Origin of the sequence: Streptomyces sp. CBMA123 (assembly GCF_014596465.1) — a bacterium.
Taxonomy (GTDB): Bacteria; Actinomycetota; Actinomycetes; order Streptomycetales; family Streptomycetaceae; genus Kitasatospora.
The window spans coordinates 1-19,736 of record NZ_MECK01000620.1 but is presented as its reverse complement, the minus strand read 5'-3'; the positions used below and the strand labels follow the sequence as shown (position 1 = coordinate 19,736).

Sequence of the window (19,736 nt, the reverse complement as noted above, 5' to 3'; positions counted from 1 at the left end):
GGAAAACTCCGGGGCGAAAGGAAGTTGGTTGTCATCCCTCGACGGGTGAGGTATCCCTTGATCCAGAACCTGTCCGGTGCATGCTCACTCTCGGGAGTCTCCAATGACCGGCCCACACACCGCCGGTGGCCTCGTCACGACGGCGGCCGTCGGGATGGTGCGGTTGCCGTGCGACCGGTGGCTCGCCGATCAGCCGGTCAGCCGCAGTGCTTCGGGTACGCACCCGCTCCCGGCGCCGGTCCTGGCACGCTTCCTGAGCCTCGGTCAGGAGCTGGGCGGCAGCCCGGACACCGGGCTCGCGGCCGTCCTCGCCGTCCTGCTGCACCACTACGGCGGCCAGGACGAGGTCATGGTCACACTGGAGCGGCCGGACGGCCCCGACGAGGCCCGGATCACGGTCGCCGACGAGGTGAGCCTGCGCCGGATCTGGCAGGACCTCGGCCCTGTCCGGCCGATCGTGCCGGGCAGATCGACCGGACAGGACCTCGGCACCCGACCCGCCGGGCCGGGCCCGGAGTCGGACGCCCCGCTGACCGTGCTGCTGCGCGCCGACGGCCCGGGCGCCGCGCTGGAAGCCTCGTACGACCCGGCGCTGCTGGACCGACCCACCGCCGAACGCGTGCTGGCCCACGCCGCCCGGCTGTTGGAGGCGCTGGTCACCGACCCCGACGCCCCGGCCCGGCGGGCCCGGTTCGGCTCGGCGGAGGAACGCGAGCGGATCCTCACGGACTGGAACGGCACCCGGACGCCCTATCCGGACTCCACCGTGGTGGCCGCCTTCGAGGAGCAGGCCCGGGCGACCCCGTCCGCGCCCGCCGTCGAGTTCGAGGGCGAGCTGCTCAGCTACGCCGAACTCGACCGCCGGGCGGGTCTGGTGAGCCGCCGGCTGCTGTCCGCCCAGGGATCCGGCTTCGTCGGCATCCACCTGGAGCGCTCGACCGAGCTGGTGGTGGCGATCCTCGGGGTGCTCAAGGCCGGGCTCGCCTACCTGCCGCTCGATCCCGAACTGCCCGCCGAGCGGGTGCGCCACCTGATCGAGGACTCCGGCGCCCGGACGGTGCTGTGCCGCCCCGAGGACCTCGAAACGTTCCCGGGTGTCACCGCGCTGACCGTCCGACAGGCCGTCGAGGACCCGGGGGAGGCCGTCGGGCGCCCGGAGATCACCGGCGACACCCCGGTCTACCTGATCTACACCTCCGGCTCCACCGGCCGTCCCAAGGGCGTGCTCAACCGGCACGCGGGCGTCTTCAACACCGTCCACTGGCGCCGGCAGCGCTTCGACCTCACCCCCGCCGACCGGGTGCTGCAGAAGACCCCGTTCGGATTCGACGTCTCCGCCTGGGAGTTCCTCTGGCCGCTGGTCTCCGGCGCCTGCCTGGTGGTGGCCCGCCCGGGCGGTCACCGGGACACCCGCTACCTCAAGCGGACCATCCGCGACCGGGGCATCACCGTCGTCCACTTCGTGCCGTCCATGCTGGACGCCTTCCTCGAAGAGGACGAACTGGCCGAGCACTGCGCCGGCCTGCGGCTGGTGTTCGCCAGCGGCGAGGCGCTCACCCCGTCGACCGTCCGGGCCTTCTTCGAGCGGCTGGACTGCGAACTGCACAACCTCTACGGGCCCACCGAGGCCTCCATCGAGGTCTCGCACTGGCAGGCCACCCGGGAGTTCGCCGGGCGTGACGTACCGATCGGCCGGCCGATCGCCAACACCGGGCTGTACGTTCTGGACGAGCGGCTCGAACCGGTGCCGGTCGGTGTGGTGGGCGAACTGTGCATCGGCGGGGTGCAGGTCGCCCTCGGCTACCACCGGCAGCCGGAGTTGACCCGGGAGCGGTTCGTTGCCGACCCCTTCACCCCGGGCGGCCGGCTCTACCGGACCGGCGACCTCGCCCGGCACCGCACCGACGGGCGGATCGAGTACCTCGGGCGACTGGACGACCAGGTCAAGATCAGCGGGTTCCGGATCGAACCGGGCGAGGTCGAGACCGTGCTGCGCGGCCTGCCGGGCGTCGCCCAGGCCGCCGTGCTCCCGGTCGGGCCGGACGGCGCCCGCCGGCTGGCCGCCTTCCTGGTCCCGACCGCGCCGGGTGCCCTCGACCCGGAGCGATGCCGTTCCGCGCTCGCCGGGCTGCTTCCCGGCTACCTGGTCCCCAAGCAGTTCACCGTGCTGGCCGCGCTGCCCACATCGGCCAACGGCAAGCTCGACCGCCGTGCCCTGGCCGACCTCGCCCAGCCGGCCGCTCAGCCCCAGGCCCAGCCCCAGAACCAGGCCCAGCCCCAGGCTCAGGCCCCCGCCGACGACGCCTGGGAAACCGGGGAAGCCGGGGAGACCGAGGACGCCGAGGACACCGGATCCGGACTGGAGTCGGCCCTGCGCGCGCTGTTCGCCCAGTCGCTGGGCGTCGCCGAGGTCGGCCGCCACGAGGACTACTTCGAACTGGGCGGCCACTCGCTGGCCGCCGTGAAGCTGGCGACCCGGATCCGGGCCGCGCTCGGAGTGGACCTCGACGTCTGGACCCTGTTCGACTTCCCCACCGTGGCCGCGTTGGCACGCGAACTCGCCCGGCCACTCTGACGAAGGACGATCCCATGTCAGCTTCACCCGCCCCCGCCCGCGCCCCGGAGGACGCCGAGGAGGCCGACGACTCCGAGGACATCGTGCGCGACCTGCTGCTCACCGGCGCCGAGCGGCTCGCCGCCGACGACCCGGAGCTGCACCGGGTGCTGGCCCGCGAGCAGGCCCGGCAGAACGCCACCCTCTCCCTGGTGGCCTCCTCCAGCGTGGTCGACCCCTCGGTGCTGGCCGCGCAGGCGTCCACCGCCGTGAACGTGACGGCGGAGGGCTACCCGGGCCGCCGCTACCACGCCGGCTGCGGTGTCATCGACGACATCGAGCGGCTGGCGATCGAGCGCGCCCGGAGCGTCTTCGGCGCCCGCTACGCCAACGTCCAGGCGCACTCGGCGACCACCGCCAACTACGCCGTCCTGTCCGCCCTGCTGGACCCGGGGGACACCCTGCTCGGGATGACCCTGGCCGAGGGCGGCCACCTGACCCACGGCAGCCCGGCCGCGTACGCCGGGCAGTACTTCGACGCCGTCGGCTACGGGCTGGACGCGGACGGGCTGATCGACTACGACCAGGTGGCCGGGCTGGCCCGGGAGCACCGCCCCCGGGTGATCATCTGCGGGGCGACGGCCTACAGCCGGATCGTCGACTTCGCCCGGTTCCGGGCCATCGCCGACGAGGTCGGCGCCTACCTGATGGCGGACATCTCGCACGTCGCCGGGCTGGTCGCCACCGGCCTGCACCCGAGCCCGGTCGACCACGCCCACATCACCACCGCCTGCACCCACAAGCAGCTGTTCGGCCCGCGCGGCGGCCTGATCCTGGTCGGCCGGGACCACGACGCCCCGGCGCCCAGGGGCAACGGCGACCTCGCCGCCTTCCTCCAGCGCGCGATCTTCCCGTACTACCAGGGCGCCCCCGCGCTGAACGCCATCGCGGCGAAGGCCCGCGCGCTGGCGATCGTGGCGACCCCGGGCTTCGCGGCCACCACCGGGCGGATCGTCGCCTTCTCCCGCGGCATGGCGGCCGAACTCGCCCAGCGGGGCTACCCGATCGTCTCCGGCGGCACGGACAACCACACCGTCCTGGTGGACCTGCGGGCCCGCGGCCTCAGCGGCCTGGTGGCCGAGGAGGCGCTGGAGGAGTGCGGGATCGTGGTCAACAAGAACCGGGTGCCCGGCGACACCACCCCGCCGCTGGTCGGCGGCGGGGTGCGGCTCGGCTCCAACAGCGCCGCGCACCGGGGGATGGGCGGGCCCGAGGCGGCCCGCTGCGCCGAGCTGATCGACACCGTGCTGTCCGCCGTCACCCCGCTAGGGCCGCGCAGCTACCTGCTGTCCGACGACGTCCGCTACGCGGTCTCCTCCCAGGTCGCCGAACTGGCGGCCAAGTTCCCCCTGCCCGGCTACCCGATCGACTAGGGCCTGTCTTCACACTCCCGTCGTCCGCCCGGAGGGCGGGCGGGGCGGCGTTGGGGTGCGTGCATCGCAAGGCGGAGGAGGACGACAATGCAGCGCATTGGCAACCGACGACAACGCGGCGAGGTGCGTGGCCCGGCGTCGCCCCGCAGGCGGGAGTGTGAAGACAGGCCCTTGGCCCTGTCCGGGCCTCTCCCAGGCCCCCAACGGAAGGAACGCACATGAGCGAGCTCGACGACGACCGCCGGCACCTGGTGGTCCTCAACGACGAGGAGCAGTACTCCGTCTGGCCGGCCGAGCGGGACGTCCCGGCCGGCTGGCGGGCCGAGGGCTTCGCGGGGACCCGCCAGGAGTGCCTGGACCACGTGGCGCAGGTGTGGACGGACATGCGCCCGCTGAGCCTGCGGCGCGCCATGGACTCCGCCCAGGGCTGACCCGCCCGGACGGGAACGCCGGAGGCCCGGGGCGGTACCCGCCCCGGGCCTCCGGCGTTCTCCGGCTCAGCCGGCCTCGGTGCCCAGCCGCAGCGCCCGCATGGTGTCGGCCACCTCCCGGTGCAGCCCCGAGCCGCTGTCGGCGAACCGGTCGATCACCCGCTGCCGGACCTCGGCGTCCTTCTCCTGGCTCAGCTTGAACATCGCCTCGACCTTGGTCACGGTGAAGTGGATGCCGCCGACCGCGCCCACGATCTGCCGGTGGTACTCCAGCGAGGGGGCGAGCGGCATCTTGTCCCCGAACCGGTCCTCCAGCGTCTGCGCGGTGGTGTGGACGATGGTCAGGGTCTCGTCGTCCCCGGCGAGTTCCACCGTGCCCTCCAGGTGGACCGCCACGTAGTTCCAGGTCGGCGAGACCATCGGGGCGGAGTAGAGGGTCGGCGTGACGTAGCCGTCCGGGCCGTGGAAGACCAGCTTCGCCGGGCCGCCGCCGTCGGCGACGAGCTGCCGGAAGTGCGGGTTCGCCCGGGTCATGTGGGTCCACAGGCGCATCCCGAGCAGCGGGCTGCCGACGGTGGTGTCCGGCGGCACGATCACCGGGATGTGGGTGGCGTTGGGCGTCGGGTGCCCGTTGCTGGTGAGCACCGCGAGCGGATGCCGCTCGACGACCCGCAGCGGCCAGTCGTCCCCGTCCACCTGGTAGAGCTTCGGCGTGAACACTCGTCCTTCTCCCTCTCAGCGGTTCGGCGCTGCGGCGTTGCGGCATGCCGGCGTTCAGGCGTGCCGGTGTTCCGGCGTGCCGGTGGCCCGGCGTCCGGGCGTGCCGGTGGCCCGGCGCGGCGCCCCGGTCAGCCGGACAGCGCCTTGACGAGCATGTCGCCGATCTCCCCGGCCCGGACGGCGGAGAGCGACAGCAGGGTCTCGGAGAGCCCGTGGCTGTGCTCGCCGAAGCCCTGGACGTAGATCCCGCACCGCACGCCGTCGTCGGTGACCACCCGGTGCTCCCGGTCCAGCCGCAGCCGGCCCTGGTCGTCGAACCGGCAGTGCGGCAGCAGGCCGTCCAGGAACACCGCCGGATCGGTGCGGGTGTACCCGGTCGCGCACACCAGCGCCTGCGCCTCGATGACGGTGCTGGTGCCAGAGGACAGTGATTCGACGTCGACCCGCAGACCGTCCGGAGTTTCCGCCACTTCGCGGATCCGGGAGACGTTGTGGAAATGCAGCCGGGGCTTTCCGGCCACCTTTTCCAGATACGCCTGCCGGAACAGCGAGTTCAGCAGATCGGCGTCCACCACCGCGTAGTTGGTACTGGCGTGATATTCGACGAGGCGCTGTCGGACGTCGTCCGGCGCGGTGTGGAAACGGTCCACCGCCTCGGGATTGAACACCTGGTTGGCGAACGGGCTGTCGTCGGCGACGCTGAAGCCGTACCGGGCGTGCACCGAGTGCACCTGCGCCCGAGGGAAGCGCGCGTGGAGGTGCTCGATCGCCTCCGCCGCGCTCTGGCCCGAACCCAGCACCACGAAGGAGCGCGGGTCCTGCGGCGCGATCCGCTCCACCTCCGGCAGGAACCCGGAGGTGTGCCAGATCCGGGCCGAGACCGGCAGTTCGGCGGGCAGCCGCGGCTCGATCCCGGCGGCGACCACCAGGTGGCGGGCGCGCTGGACCTGCCGGGTGCCGTCGGCCGCGACGAAGACCACGTCCAGGAACTCGATCCCCTGCTCGCCGGTGACCGGCTCGACCGCCACCACCCGCGACCCGTAGGAGACGAGGTCCGCGAAGCTCTCCGCAACCCACTCCAGGTAGTCGTGGAACTCCACCCGCAGCGGGTAGGCGGACTTGGTGTTGATGAAGTCCGCCAGCCGGTCCTTCGCCTGCAGATAGCACAGGAACGAGTACGGACTCCGCGGATTCCGCATCGTCACCAGGTCCTTGAGGTACGAGACCTGCATGGTCGCGCCCTCGATCAGCATGCCCCGGTGCCAGCCGAAACGCGGCTGCGCCTCGAAGAAGCGCGCGGTCACCGGGGCCCCGTCGGCGGTCTCCGCGATGGCGGCCGCGAGGGCCAGATTCGAGGGGCCGAAGCCGATTCCGGCCACGTCGACGATGCCGGTTCCGGCGACCACGCCGGACCGCTGCCGCTCACCCACGGACTTCCCTGCTCTCTCCCTTTTGGGGATGGCCTTGTCTGGGTCGACGCCGAGTCAGGCCGACCGATGACGGTGCTCAGGGCAGCACGCTGCCGCGACTCCTGATCACTCCATGACAGTAGGAGCTGCCCACCGGCTGTGCAAGCAAAAGAATGAACTCACGATCAATCGAGCTGACTTGGCGTTCTTCCGGCGAGGAGATCAAGACCACCCTTGACGGCGGATCGGCGCGCTGAATAGCATCCGAAGAGTTCGAGGTGGGGGCTGTCCGCACCCCAAGTCGGCGACTCGGCAGATGAGTTCGTCACCGGCTATCCGAACTCCATTCACTGACTTTCCATCAAGAACCGACCGGGCAGGGTTTCGCGCGTGCGGGGATCCGCGACCGCACCGTCCTGGAACGAGAGGCCTTCCCGCCGTGATCGAGCTGCGCAGCGACACCTTCACCCTGCCGACGCCCGCGATGCTCACCGCGATGACCGGGGCGCGGCTCGGCGACGACGTCTACGGCGAGGACCCGACGGTCAACGAGCTGGAACGCCGCTCCGCCGAACTCACCGGCAAGCAGGCGGCCTGCTTCTTCCCGAGCGGCACCATGGCCAACCTGGCCTCGATCATGGCCCACGCCCCGCGCGGCACCAAGGCCGTGGTCGGCGCCGAGAGCGACATCTGGCTGTACGAGGCGGGCGGCGCCGCCGTCTGCGGCGGAGTCGTCTACGAGCCGGTGCCGAACCAGGCCGACGGCACCATCGCGCTCGCCGACCTCGCCGCCGCCTTCCCGGACGACCCGGACGACCCCCAGTTCGCGCTGCCCTCGCTGATCTGCCTGGAGAACACCCACAACCGCTGCGGCGGGGTGGTGCTGCCGCTGGACTACCTGGCGGAGGTGCGCCGCTTCGCCGACGAACGGGGCGTCGCGGTGCACCTGGACGGCGCCCGGGTGGTCAACGCGGCGATCGCCGCCGGGGTGGAGGTCGCGGAGATCACCGCGCACGTCGACTCGGTGCAGTTCTGCCTGTCCAAGGGCCTCGGCGCACCGGTCGGCTCGATGGTGGCCGGCAGCGCGGAGTTCGTCGGGAAGGCCCGCCGGCTGCGCAAGATGCTCGGCGGCGGGATGCGCCAGGCCGGGCTGCTGGCCGCCGCCGCCCTGGTCGCCCTGGACACCCGGGAGCGGCTGGCCGAGGACCACGCCAACGCCCGGCGGCTGGCCGAGGGGCTGGCCGTGCTCCCCGGCGTGGAGCTGGACGTGGACACCGTCGCGACCAACATCGTCATCTTCGAGGTCACCGACGAGCGGTTCAGCTGGCGCACCTTCCTGGACGCGCTGGCCCACCACGGTGTGGCGGCCACCGAGTTCGGCCACGGCCGGATCCGCCTGGTGGTCCACAACGGGGTGAGCGCCGAGGACGTGACGGCCGCCGTCGCCATCGTGGCCCGGGTGCTCAAGGAGGGCCCGGTGGCCGGCTGAGCCCGGCGCTCTGCTGAGCCCGGCGGGCTGAGCCGGCCGGGCTCAGCGGACGGCCACCCCGACCAGGCAGGTGTCGTCGTCGGTGTCGGCGCTGCTGTACTGCAGCAGGTGGTCCAGGTGCCCTTCGAGACCGTCCGCGCTGTCGGCCGACAGCCGGTGGGCCCGTTCGGAGAGGGTCATCAGGTTGCTCAGCGACGCCTGGAGCGACTCGTCCCGGCGCTCGATCAGTCCGTCGGTGTACATCACCAGGGTGTCCCCGGCCTCCAGGACGAACTCGTCCTCCTGGTAGTCCGCCTGGTCCAGGGCACCGAGCAGGATCCCGCCGAGCTGCGGGAGGGTCCGCGCCCGGCCCTCGCGCAGCAGCACCGGCGGCGGGTGGCCCGCGCGGGCCCAGCGCAGCCGGCGGGTGGCGGGTTCGTAGAGTCCGCAGACCGCGGTGGCGGTGACGTTGTCGGTGAGGTGGTGGGTGACGCTGTTGAGCCAGTTCAGCAGCTGGGCCGGCCCGGCGCCGGTGGCGGCCAGGCCGCGCAGGGCGTTGCGCAGCGCGACCATGCCGGTGGCGGCCTCGATGCCGTGCCCGGCGACGTCGCCGACGCACAGCAGCACGTCGCCGGTGGGCAGGACGAGGGCGTCGTACCAGTCGCCGCCGACCAGGTGGTCCTTCTCGGCGGGGCGGTAGCGCACGGCCACGTGCAGGTCGTGGAGGTCCAGCGGGCCCCGGGCGGGCGGCATGATGGCGTGCTGGAGCTGGAGGGCCAGCCGGCTGCGTTCGGCGGCCTGCTGCTCGCTCTGGGCGAGCTGGTCGCGGGTGGCGGCCAGGGCGACCTCCGTCCAGTGCTGGGCGGAGATGTCCTGGTAGGCGCCGCGGACGACGCGCAGTCCGCTGCCGGGGTCGTGCACCGGCTCCGCCACCACCCGGATGTGCCGGGTGACCCCGTCGGGGCGTTGCAGCCGGAAGGCGGTGGAGGCCGGTCGCCGGTGGTGCAGCAGGGTGCGCAGGAAGCGGCCGATGGTGTGCCGGTCGTCCGGGTGGGCGTGTTCGGCGAGCTGCTCGAGGGAGATCGGCTGCGAGCCGGGAGCCAGCCCGTGCAGCTCGAACAGGGTCTCGTTCCAGGCGATCTGGCGGGTCCCCAGGTTCTCCTCGAAGCCGCCGATCCGGCCCAGGCGCTGGGCGTGCTGGAGCAGCCGGGCGACCCGCGGGGTGCCGTCGTCGAGCCGCCAGACCACCACCAGGTGGGTGCCGTGCCGGCTGATGCTGACCTGGGCCCGGGTGGTCAGCGGCACCCCGTCGACCAGTGCGGCGAGCCGCATCTCCTGGGTCCGGAAGGGCTCGCCGGTGGCGAAGACGTGCTCGATCATCTCGGCCAGGCCGCCCGGCTCGGCCGCCAGCGGGTACGCCTCCAGCAGCCGCCGGCCCACGATGGCCACGGTGGGGCGGCCGGCGAAGTCCACGAAGGACGGGTTGACGTGCCGGACCACGAACCGCGGCGGGAGCTCGTCGCCGTCCGGGGCCACCCGCAGGACCAGGCAGGGGTCGAACAGTCCGTCGGTCAGCTGCCGCAGCTCGTCGAACCGGGCGTCGGTGGGGTCGGTGGTGGAGAACTCCTGGCCGTCCCAGGACTCCAGGGTCGCGGCCGCGACCTCCGCGAGTGCCTCGAACTGCCGCTGCAGCGGCTGGGAGCGCTCGGGGAGCTCCTCGCGCCAGCAGATCTCCAGCACGCCGATCAGCCGGCCGCCGACGCCGGCCGGAACGGCCAGCCGGCCGCCCCGGACGTCGTGCTGGCCGATCGAGGGGAGCGAGGCGTCGGCGAGGGTGTGGTAGGCGACGGTGCCGCGTTCGTCCAGGGCCCGGCGGGCCGGGGTGGGGACGCCGGGTGGGACGTGCCGCCAGTGGCGGGCCTCGTCCGGCTGGAAGCCGGCACTGCCCGCCAGGGACAGCGAGAGGTCGGGGTGGGCGGCCCAGACGGCCACCGCGGCCACGCCGAGCGGGCGCAGGGCGTGCTCCAGCATGGAGCGCGCCGCCGTCGCGGCGTCGCCGCCCGCGAGGGTGTCCGCCTCGATGCTGCGCAGCCGCCGTGCGACCGGTTCCGCGGGCTGGACCGCCGTCCCGGCGACGAACTCGCGGGCGAGCGCGGAGATCCGGTCCGCCGCGACCTGGTTCACCAGGTCGGCGGCCAGCGCCAGGGTGGTCACCCCGGCCTGGGCGGCGAGGCCCTCCAGCTGCCGGGCGGCCTCGGTGGGGCCGCAGCGCAGGCGTTCCACCAGGACGCCCACGGCGAGTTCGACCACGGCGCGGCCCGCCGAGTCGGCCTGGGCCTGGTCCAGCTCCTGGCGCAGCCGATCCACCGTGCTGGCGAGCCGGCCCATCGCCGTCGCCGTGCGGTCCGCCTCCCGGCCGGCCGGTGGCTGCGGGTCGTCCGGGGTCCGCTGGGCGCCGACCCGGGGGAGGACGGGGCCCGGGTCGGCCGCCGGGGTGTGGTCGGCCGCGGGTTGCTCCTGGGGGTGCTGCACGGTGGTGGGCTCCTGGGTCGTGGACTGCGGCTCCGTACGGCGGTTACCGGGCGAGGTGGTGGGTGATCCGGTTGATCACCTCGTCGGCGTCGACCGGCTTGGTGATGTAGTCGCTCGCCCCGGCGGCCAGGCTCTTCTCCCGGTCGCCGATCATCGCCTTGGCGGTCACGGCGATGATCGGCAGTCCCTCGTGCTCGGGCATGGCGCGGATCGCCGCGGTGGCCGTGTAGCCGTCCATCTCGGGCATCATCACGTCCATCAGGATCACGTCGATGCGGGGGTGGGCGGTCAGCGACTCCAGGGCGGCGCGGCCGTTCTCGGCCTGGAGGACCCGCATCCCGTGCAGTTCCAGGATGCTGGTGATCGCGTACAGGTTGCGGTCGTCGTCGTCGACCACCAGGGCCGTGCGCCCGGAGAGGGCCGGCCCGGCGTCGGGGCTCCAGGCCTGGACCCGGTCCGTGTCGCGCACCGGTGGGAGGGCGCCGCCGGGGTGGTCGGCGCTCATGTGGAGGGCGATCCGTTCGCGCAGTTCGTCGAGGCTGGTGAGCAGTTCCAGCGGGCGGCCGTCCGGCCGTCCGAGGGTGTCCGGGTGCTCGGCGGTGACGCTCCGGTTGTTGTGCGCCAGCACCGGCACGGTGTGCAGCGCCGGGTCGCCCTCCATCTCGGAGAGCAGGGTCGCGGCCGTCCCGTCCGGCAGGTCCAGTTCCAGGACCACGCAGTGGCAGGGCGCGGTGGCGAGGGCGGTGGCGGCCTCCTGGGCGCCGACGGCGGTGACGATGTCGACCTGCCGGTGCCCCGCGGAGTAGCGGGCGAGGTCCGCGACGGCGTTCTCCGCCACCAGGGTCAGCAGGCCGTTCGGGCGGCTCTCGACCACGAGGAGCCGGCGCGGCTGCCCGGGGGCGGCGTGGTCGGCCGGGTCGTGGGGGTGGTCCGCGGTGGGCCGCGCGGCGCCGCCGGTGGCCGGTCCGGACGCCGCCGGGGCTTCGGCGGCGACCTCGTGTTCGACGGGCAGGTAGAGGGTGAAGGCGCTGCCCTGGCCCAGGGTGCTCTCCACGGTGATCGCGCCGCCGAGCAGGTAGGCGATCTCGCGGCTGATGGACAGTCCGAGGCCGGTGCCGCCGTACTTGCGGCTGGTGGTGCCGTCGGCCTGCTGGAAGGCGCCGAACACGGTCTCCAGGTGCTGGGGCGCGATGCCGATGCCGGAGTCGGTGACCCGGAAGGCGAGCACCGGGACGCCGCGCCGCACGCCGTCCGGCAGTTCGGCCTCGGCGGCGGGCTCGATGCGCAGCTCGACCTGGCCGTGCTCGGTGAACTTGACGGCGTTGGACAGCAGGTTGCGCAGCACCTGGCGCAGCCGGTAGTCGTCGGTGCGCAGTTCGCCGGGGACCCCGTTCGCGGTCCGGACGGAGAAGGCGAGGTTCTTCTGACCGGTCATCGGGCGGAAGGTGGCCTCGACGTAGTCCAGCAGGGTGTGCAGCGGCACCGCGTCGACGTTGAGGTCCATCTTCCCGGCCTCGACCTTGGACAGGTCGAGGATGTCGTTGATCAGCTGGAGCAGGTCGGACCCGGCGGAGTGGATGATGCCGGCGTACTCGACCTGCTTGGCGCTCAGGTTGCGGGTGGGGTTCTGCGCGAGCAGCTGGGCCAGGATCAGCAGGCTGTTGAGCGGGGTGCGCAGTTCGTGGCTCATGTTGGCCAGGAACTCGGACTTGTACTTCGAGGCGAGGGACAGCTGGTGGGCGCGCTCCTCCAGCTCCTGGCGGGCCTGCTCGATCTCCAGGTTCTTGGTCTCGATGTCCCGGTTCTGTGTGGCCAGCAGCTCCGCCTTGTTCTCCAGTTCGGCGTTGGAGAACTGGAGTTCCTCCTGCCGGGCCTGCAACTCGGCGGACCTCGCCTGGAGTTCGGCGGTCAGCCGCTGGGACTCGCCGAGCAGTTCGTCCGTCCGGGCGTTGGCGATGATGGTGTTGACGTTGACGCCGATGGTCTCCATCAGCTGGTCCAGGAAGTCCCGGTGGACCTGGGTGAACGGCTGTACGGAGGCCAGCTCGATGACGCCGAGGACCTGCTCCTCGACCACGATCGGCAGCACGATCAGGGACAGCGACTCGGTGCGGCCCAGGCCGGAGGAGGCGGCCAGGTAGCCGGGCGGCAGGGCGCCGACGGCGATGGTTCGCCGGCTGCGCGCGGCCTGGCCGACGAACGACTCGCCCAGCCGGAAGCGGGTGGGCCGCTCGCCGTCGGGGAACGCGTACGAGCCGACGAGCTGGAGTATCGTCCCGGCCCCGCTGTCCTCGGCGAGGTAGAAGGCGCCGCACTGGGCGCCGACCAGCGGGGCGAGTTCGTCCATGACGGACTCGGCGACCACGCCCAGGTCGCGCCGGCCCTGCATCAGCGCGGAGAACCGGGCGAGATTGGTCTTCAGCCAGTCCTGTTCCTCGTTGGCGCGGGTCGTCTCGCGCAGCGACTCGACCATGAAGTTGATGTTGTCCTTGAGGTCGGCGACCTCGCCGGAGGCGTCCACGGTGATCGAGCGGGTGAGGTCGCCGGCCGCGACGGCGCTGGTGACCTCGGCGATCGCCCGGACCTGCCGGGTGAGGTTGCCGGCCAGCTCGTTGACGTTCTCGGTGAGCCGCTTCCAGGTGCCGGAGACGCCCTCGACCTTGGCCTGTCCGCCGAGCCGGCCCTCGGTGCCGACCTCCCGGGCGACCCGGGTCACCTCGTCGGCGAACGAGGAGAGCTGGTCGACCATCGTGTTGATGGTCTCCTTCAGCTCCAGGATCTCCCCGCGCGCGGTGACGGTGATCTTCTGTGAGAGGTCGCCCTCGGCCACCGCGGTGGCCACCTGGGCGATCGCACGGACCTGCCCGGTGAGGTTGCCGGCCATGGAGTTCACCGAGTCGGTGAGGTCGCGCCAGGTGCCGGAGACGCCCTCGACCTTGGCCTGGCCGCCGAGCCGGCCCTCGGTGCCGACCTCCCGGGCGACCCGGGTCACCTCCCCGGCGAACGAGGAGAGTTGGTCGACCATCGTGTTGACGGTGTTCTTCAGCTCCAGGATCTCGCCCCGGGCGTCCACCTCGATCTTCTGGGTGAGGTCGCCGCGGGCCACCGCCGTGGTCACCTGGGCGATGCCGCGCACCTGCCAGGTGAGGTTGCCCGCCATCGCGTTGACCGAGTCGGTGAGGTCCGCCCAGGTGCCCGAGACGCCCGGCACCTGGGCCTGGCCGCCGAGCCGGCCCTCGGTGCCGACCTCCCGGGCGACCCGGGTCACCTCGGAGGTGAAGTGCGACAGCTGGTCGACCATCCCGTTGAACACCGAGGCGATCTCGCCCAGCAGCCCGTGCTCGTCATCGGGCAGCTTGGTGCTGAAGTCGCCGTCCCGGACGGCCGTGAGCCCCGCCAGCAACTGCCGGAGCTCGGGCTCGTTCACGAGTGCCGTGTCCGGCTCGTTTCCCGGGCGCTGCCGTGAACCGTCGGTCGTGGTCAGGCCAGCCATCGAACGTCGCCTCCGTAGAACGCGGGGCCTGGGCCCGGCATCCGGTCGTGGGCACCGCCGGGCGGGAACCGGACGGCGCCGGTCGATGCTCCGGGTGCGGTGGGTACCGCCACGGAGGCTACCCCAGCGCCCTCACCGCCGGAAATGGCCGCCGCCGGGGCGGGACGGGCCGCCGCGGGCCTTCACCGGACCTCCACGGAGCCGGGGCGCATCGATCCGCCGGGGCGGGGTAATAGAGCGCCCGTCGTGCCGTCGCATGGGAGGACCGGCATGCTCGCGCCCACCGGTGAACCCCTCGCCACGGCAGCTCCCAGCGGACGGTCCCCGGGATCGACCCCGGCGGGCCGGCTGCGGGAGGGGCCGGAGGGCGGCTGACGCCGCTCGGCCCGGGCCGGGCTGCGGTTTTGGCCGTCGCGTCCGGCCTGCGTAGGGTCGGGGTACGGACAGGGAGGGAACGACGATGATGCCATCCGAGGACGACCAGGGCGCCACGGCCCTGGCGGTTCCCGCGCCCCGGCCCGGCCTGGAGGTGCGCAGCCGCACCACCGACGAGGGCGCGGTGGTGTGCACGCTGGTCGGCGACCTCGACGTCGAGTCGCTGGTCCCGGCCGCCGGAGCGCTCGCCGACCTGGTCGCGCGGCGCCCGACCGCCGTGGTGATCGATCTGCGGGGAGTCGCCTTCTGCGACTCCTCGGGCCTGAACCTCCTGCTCAGGACGCGCCTCGCGGCGGAACGGGAAGGACTGGAACTGCGGCTCGCGGCGGTGGCGCCCACCGTGCAGCGGGTCCTCGAACTGACCGGCGCGCAAGCGGTCTTCTCCGTCCACGAGTCGGTCGAGGCGGCCCTGGCCCGTTGAGGGCGGTGCCCGCCGGGGCTCCGTCCCGGATCGGGCATAATCCCGGGGCCACCGGGAAACCGAGCTGCGAAAGCGTCGTCGATCCAAAGGGGTGCCCTCACATGACGATGAGCCGGGGAGCCCTGGACGGCGGCCCTCACGGGACCGGTCTCGTCCTGCCCGCCGGCGGTCAGCGGCGGCGCCTGCCCCTGCTCGGGCTGCCCAAGCCGGTCGCCCGGGCCCGGGCCCACACCGTCCTGGCGCTCGGCGACTGGTGCCCGCCCCGGACGGCGGACGGGATCGCGGAGGACATCGTCCTGGTGGTCGCCGAACTCGTCGGCAACGCCATGCTGCACGGCGGCGGTCCGCTGGAACTCGTCCTCGACCTCACCGGGGACCGGCTGCGGATCGAGGTCAGCGACCGCAGCGGCGACCTGCCCGCCCCGCGCGAACCGCACCATCCGGCCCTGCCCGGCGGCCACGGGCTGTTCATCGTGCAGCGGATCGCCGACCGCTGGGGGGCCGAACGGCACGCCCTGGGCAAGACGATCTGGGCCGAGTTCGACGCCGGCCGGCTCGACCGGGCGTAGCACGGCCCCGGTCGCCCCGGTCCCGCCCGCGGGCCGCGGTGTCCTGGCGCGCGGATCGGGGCGGGCCGTGTACGGAACGGTCTGCGGGGTAGCGGTCCGGGCATGCTGACACTCGGAGTCGAAGAAGAATACCTGCTGGTGGACCCCCGGGACGGGGTGCCGCTGCCCCGGGCGGCCGAGGTCCTGGCGACCGCCTCGCTGGCGCCCGCGCTGCGCCCCGCGGAGGCACAGCACGAACTGCTCCAGGTCCAGGTGGAGACCGCCACACCGGTGTGCGAGGACCTGACCGAGGTGGCCCGGCACCTGTCCAGGGTGCGCGCCGGACTGAACGCGGCCGCCGCGCAGCACGGGTGCCGGGTGGTGCCGGTCGGGTCGGCGCCGTTCGCCCCGGGCGGCCCGGTGCCGGTCACGGACGGGGAGCGCTACCGGCGCGCCCGCGACCAGGCACCGGCGCTGGTGGACGACCTGATGCTGAACGGGATGCACGTGCACGTCGGCGTCCCGGACGAGGAGGAACGGCTCGGGGCCCTGGTGCGGCTGCGCCCCTGGCTGCCGGTGCTGGTGGCGCTGAGCGCCAACTCGCCGTTCTGGCGCGGTGCCGACACCCGGTTCGCCAGCTGGCGGACGGTCCACTTCGACCAGTGGGCGGTCAGCGGCCCGCCGCCGGCCTTCCACGACCTGGCGGACCACCATCGGCGGGTGGCGGCGCTGAAGGCCGCCGGAGCGATCGTGGACGAGGGGCAGCTGTACTGGCAGGCCCGGTTGTCGAGCCGCTACCCGACCGTCGAGATCCGCGCGATGGACGTCCAGCTGACCGTCGCCGAAGCCGAGTTGTTCGCCGGTCTGGCCAGGGCACTGGTCGTCTCGGCGGTTCTGGACGAACGGGCCGGGCGCCCCCGCCCCGACGCTCCGGACGAACTGCTGCGCGCCGCCACCTGGCACGCCGCCCGCACCGGCCTGCACGGCCGGCTGGTCTCCCCGTCCGACGGAGTCGCCCGGCCGGCCGCGGCCGTGCTCGGAGAACTGCGGGCCCGTCTCGCCCCCGGGCTCGCGGCGTCCGGGGACACCGACCGGGTGGCCGAGCTGTGGCGCGGCCTGGAGCGCGAGGGCAACGGGGCCGACCGGCAGCGCCGCTGGTGCCGCGAGGGCGGCCGGAAGGGCCTGGTGGCGGGGCTGGTGGGGGCCACGGTGACCCGTACGCCCTGACCGCGGGCGGTGCCGGGGGAGCGGCCCCGGCACCACCGGCCGGTTCCGGACGCACCGCGGGGCCGCCCGGACGGACGGCCCCGCGGTGCGGAGCGGCCGGCCGTGCCGACCGCTCCGTGAGCGGCTACCAGCGGTACCAGCGACCCCGCGCGCCGGTCGACGACGTGCCCCGCGCGACGAAGCCGAGCAGCCAGACCACGAGCACGATGACGGCTGCCCACCAGAGCACCTTCAGGGCGAATCCGGCGCCGAACAGGATCAGAGCGAGCAGAAGGACCAGCAGGAGCGGGACCATGGTTCGACCTCCTCGGTTGGCGTGTGTGTCGTCGCTCCTTCTGCCCCCGGATCGCAGGAGTATGTCCCGGTTTGTTGGGCCGGGGCGGGTGCGCGGTCCGTCCCGCCGGGTACGGGCGCGTGGTCAGAACGCCTCTCGCAGCGCCGGCAGGAGGGTCTGCCCGGTGACGGCCGTCTCCACCAGGGCGTGCGGGCCCGGCCGCGCTCCGGGTGTGACGTTCACGAATCGACGGCGACGGGTAGTCGGATGGGTGCCGAGAGCAGCCGAGTGGGGGGTGATGCAGGGAGCGACGATGCCGGAGCACGAGGAGCGTGGCGCGCGGGCCGGAACGGACGGCCCGGACGGCCGACGGGTGCCGCCGCAGGGCAGGCCGGAGGAGGCCGAGGAGGCCGACCCCGTCTCCGGAAGACCGCCCGGGGCGGCGGACGGCGCGGTCCGCTGGCCCGAGCAGATGCTGCCGCTGCTGCGCACCCCGGCCACCGCTCACCCCCCGGCCGGGCACGGCGAGGGGGAGGACGGCGGCGCGGACGGGCCGGGCCCGACCGAGGTGACCGCCGTGCTCGGCCTGGCGCTGCTGGTGGGCGAGTTGATGCTGGCCTGCGGTGAGGCCGCGGAGGACGTCGAGGCGGCGATGCTCGCCGTCGCGCGGACCTACCGGGCCCGCGCCTGCGACCCCCAGGTGGCCTTCACCCGGGTCGCGATCTCCTACCAACCCGGCCACGGCGAACCGCCGGTGACGGCCGAACGCTTCGTGCGCCGGCCCGCCGAGGACTACGCGGGCCTGGCCGCCCTGTTCCGGATGGTCACCGAGATCACCGCGGGCGGGCTCGCCGTGGACGACGCCCACCGGCGGCTGCGGGCCGTGCGTCGGCACTGCCGCCACTACCCGGCCTGGCTGCTGGTGCTCTCCTCCGGCCTGCTGGCGGGCGGCGCCACCCTGCTGGTCGGCGGCCGGGCCGACGCCCGGGCCTGGCTGGTGTTCGTCAGCGCCGTGGTCACCACGATGGCGGGCGGTCTGCTGGCCGCCCAGGTCGAGCGGCACGACCTGCCGGAGTTCTACCGGATCGCGGTGGCCGCGACCCCGGCCGCGGTGGTCGGCATCCTGATGTCCTTCAACCACCTGCACCTGCGCGGCTCGGTGGTGATCACCGGCGGACTGTACGCGCTGCTGCCCGGCTGGCCGATGGTGGCGGCCGTGCAGGACGGCCTCGCGGGCTTCTACCTCACCGCCGCCGCCCGGCTGCTGGAGGTGCTGTACCTGCTGGCGGGCGTGGTCGTCGGGGTGATGACCGTGCTCTACGTCGGGGTCAACAACGGCGCCGACCTGGCCGCCCAGAGCGGCCCGGCCGCCGCCGCCAACCCGCCGCTCCAGCTGGCCGCCGCCGTCCTGCTGGCGCTGGCCTTCGCCGTGCTGCTCAACACCGAGCCGGCCACGCTGCCGGCCGTCCTGGTCAACAGTGCGGCGGGCTGGACGACGTACTCGGTGCTGGTCGGCGCGGGCGCGGAGCCGATCATGGCCACCGGCCTGGCCGCGGTGCTGGTGGGCCTGTCCGGCCAGCTGATGGCCCGGTACCGGGGCAGCTCGGTGCTGCCGTTCGTCACCGCCGCGCTGGGGTCGCTGCTGCCCGGGTCACTGCTCTACTTCGGGCTGCTCGCCTTCGTCCGCGGCGAGCCCGAGGCCGGGCTCAGCGGCCTGGGGCACGCCACGGCCACCGCGATGGCCCTTGCCATCGGCGTCAACCTGGGCCGGGAGGCGGCCCGGCTGTTCCTCCCGGCCCGGGGTCCGGCCCCGGCCGCCGGCCGCCGGGGCCGCCACCGGCGCCGAGCGGCGGCCGGGCCCCGCTTTCCGGACCGGGCCCCGGGCCTGGACGCGTCAGAGGTGCGTCACAGTGCGCCGCAAGCGCGTCAGAGGTGCGCCAGGGTCCGTGGCCGGGGGCATGAACGCGCGGGACGGGGTTAGACGACGGGGGACGACCCCCGACCGGAAGGAACCGCCGTGGCCGACCTCCCCCGCCTGCCCGAAGCCGCCGAGCGCCGCTGGAGCCCCGAACCGGCGGCGGCCTGCCGCCGCGCCGACCACGGGCGCCTGTTCCTGGCCGCCCCCGAGCGGCCGGACGCCGCGAGGGAGCGCGAGGAGGCGGCGAAGGCCGTCTGCGCCGGCTGCGAGGTGCGGGTGGAGTGCCGCCGGCAGGCGCTCGCGGAGCGGGAGCCGTACGGGGTCCGGGGCGGCCTGACGGCGGAGGAGCGCCGGGCCCTGTTCACCGGCGGTCCGGCCGCTCCGGCGGCCTGAGGCCCGCCGGGGTTTGCCCCGGCGCTGGGGCGGTAGACGCGGTTCATGGGCACGGCGGAGGACGTGACGGCTCCGCCACCCGGGCGGGTTTCGGTACCGAGCGTGCCGCGGCCGGCCTTCCGACCGCCGTCTCCACCACCCAGGGAGGACACAGTGATCGTCCTCGGCGTCATCCTGCTCATCGTCGGCTTCGTCATCGGATTCCCGATCCTGTGGACCATCGGGATCATCCTGGTCGCCATCGGCCTCGTCCTGTGGGTCGCCGGTTCCCTCGGGCACGCGGTCGGCGGCCGTCGCCACTACTACTGACCGGCACACCTCGCACCCGGCTCGGGCCGGCCAGGACACCCGTTCCTGGCCGGCCCGAGCCGGGTGCGGCCCGCTCAGCGGTCGGGTCAGTGGTCAGGTCAGCGGTCGGGTCAGTGGTCGGGTCGGTGGTCGTCGGAGCGCCGCCCGGCGCGCCGCGGGCCCTCGCCGTCG

The 19,736-nt window shown here is 73.8% G+C and carries 15 protein-coding genes; 10 read left to right on the top strand and 5 right to left on the bottom strand.

Annotated elements, in window-relative coordinates; all coding sequences use genetic code 11:
• Positions 1–103: 103 nt before the first annotated feature.
• The 3 genes from BG452_RS41080 to BG452_RS41070 all read left to right on the top strand — a co-directional run bounded on the left by BG452_RS41080 (position 104) and on the right by BG452_RS41070 (position 4,418).
• Positions 104–2,575, top strand: coding sequence for a non-ribosomal peptide synthetase (locus BG452_RS41080; protein WP_188309463.1), 2,472 nt, complete (start codon positions 104–106; stop codon positions 2,573–2,575).
• Between the two features lie 14 nt (positions 2,576–2,589).
• Entirely contained in the window at positions 2,590–3,987 is a 1,398-nt protein-coding gene (glyA, locus tag BG452_RS41075) for a serine hydroxymethyltransferase (RefSeq protein ID WP_188309462.1), read from the top strand.
• 218 nt (positions 3,988–4,205) lie between these two features.
• Entirely contained in the window at positions 4,206–4,418 is a 213-nt protein-coding gene (locus tag BG452_RS41070) for an MbtH family protein (protein ID WP_188309461.1), read from the top strand.
• Positions 4,419–4,484: 66 nt separating this feature from the next.
• Here BG452_RS41070 and BG452_RS41065 read toward each other — a convergent pair whose 3' ends face one another.
• Positions 4,485–5,138, bottom strand: a complete 654-nt coding sequence (locus BG452_RS41065; protein WP_188309460.1) for an FMN-binding negative transcriptional regulator — start codon at positions 5,136–5,138, stop codon at positions 4,485–4,487.
• A 128-nt stretch (positions 5,139–5,266) separates the two neighbouring features.
• Complete coding sequence (locus BG452_RS41060; protein ID WP_317621475.1) at positions 5,267–6,568, bottom strand: lysine N(6)-hydroxylase/L-ornithine N(5)-oxygenase family protein; 1,302 nt, start codon at positions 6,566–6,568, stop codon at positions 5,267–5,269.
• A gap of 418 nt (positions 6,569–6,986) precedes the next feature.
• Here BG452_RS41060 and ltaE point away from each other — a divergent pair, with 418 nt between their 5' ends.
• Positions 6,987–8,036, top strand: coding sequence for a low-specificity L-threonine aldolase (gene ltaE, locus BG452_RS41055; protein WP_188309459.1), 1,050 nt, complete (start codon positions 6,987–6,989; stop codon positions 8,034–8,036).
• Between the two features lie 42 nt (positions 8,037–8,078).
• On the opposite strand, the gene BG452_RS41050 is transcribed toward ltaE, so the two are convergent.
• Together BG452_RS41050 and BG452_RS41045 are read right to left on the bottom strand one after the other, a co-directional pair.
• The gene (locus BG452_RS41050; RefSeq protein WP_317621474.1) at positions 8,079–10,547 is read right to left on the bottom strand and encodes a SpoIIE family protein phosphatase; all 2,469 of its coding nucleotides are present in this window, start codon (positions 10,545–10,547) and stop codon (positions 8,079–8,081) included.
• Between the two features lie 43 nt (positions 10,548–10,590).
• Entirely contained in the window at positions 10,591–14,040 is a 3,450-nt protein-coding gene (locus tag BG452_RS41045) for a HAMP domain-containing protein (RefSeq protein WP_188309458.1), read from the bottom strand.
• 460 nt (positions 14,041–14,500) lie between these two features.
• Between BG452_RS41045 and BG452_RS41040 the strand changes: the two genes are divergently transcribed.
• The 3 genes from BG452_RS41040 to BG452_RS41030 all read left to right on the top strand — a co-directional run bounded on the left by BG452_RS41040 (position 14,501) and on the right by BG452_RS41030 (position 16,671).
• The gene (locus BG452_RS41040; RefSeq protein WP_223243485.1) at positions 14,501–14,896 is read left to right on the top strand and encodes an STAS domain-containing protein; all 396 of its coding nucleotides are present in this window, start codon (positions 14,501–14,503) and stop codon (positions 14,894–14,896) included.
• A 101-nt stretch (positions 14,897–14,997) separates the two neighbouring features.
• The gene (locus BG452_RS41035; RefSeq protein WP_188309457.1) at positions 14,998–15,465 is read left to right on the top strand and encodes an ATP-binding protein; all 468 of its coding nucleotides are present in this window, start codon (positions 14,998–15,000) and stop codon (positions 15,463–15,465) included.
• Positions 15,466–15,567: 102 nt separating this feature from the next.
• Positions 15,568–16,671, top strand: a complete 1,104-nt coding sequence (locus BG452_RS41030; RefSeq protein ID WP_188309456.1) for a glutamate--cysteine ligase — start codon at positions 15,568–15,570, stop codon at positions 16,669–16,671.
• A gap of 124 nt (positions 16,672–16,795) precedes the next feature.
• On the opposite strand, the gene BG452_RS41025 is transcribed toward BG452_RS41030, so the two are convergent.
• The gene (locus BG452_RS41025; protein ID WP_188309455.1) at positions 16,796–16,966 is read right to left on the bottom strand and encodes a hydrophobic protein; all 171 of its coding nucleotides are present in this window, start codon (positions 16,964–16,966) and stop codon (positions 16,796–16,798) included.
• Between the two features lie 292 nt (positions 16,967–17,258).
• Between BG452_RS41025 and BG452_RS41020 the strand changes: the two genes are divergently transcribed.
• The 3 genes from BG452_RS41020 (at position 17,259) to BG452_RS41010 (ending at position 19,565) form a co-directional block, all read left to right on the top strand.
• Entirely contained in the window at positions 17,259–18,926 is a 1,668-nt protein-coding gene (locus BG452_RS41020) for a threonine/serine exporter ThrE family protein (RefSeq protein WP_223243484.1), read from the top strand.
• Positions 18,927–18,962: 36 nt separating this feature from the next.
• Positions 18,963–19,256 (top strand): WhiB family transcriptional regulator, encoded by a 294-nt coding sequence (locus BG452_RS41015; protein ID WP_317621473.1) that lies wholly within the window; start codon positions 18,963–18,965, stop codon positions 19,254–19,256.
• 153 nt (positions 19,257–19,409) lie between these two features.
• The gene (locus tag BG452_RS41010) at positions 19,410–19,565 is read left to right on the top strand and encodes a DUF6131 family protein (RefSeq protein WP_188309454.1); all 156 of its coding nucleotides are present in this window, start codon (positions 19,410–19,412) and stop codon (positions 19,563–19,565) included.
• Positions 19,566–19,736: the final 171 nt, after the last annotated feature.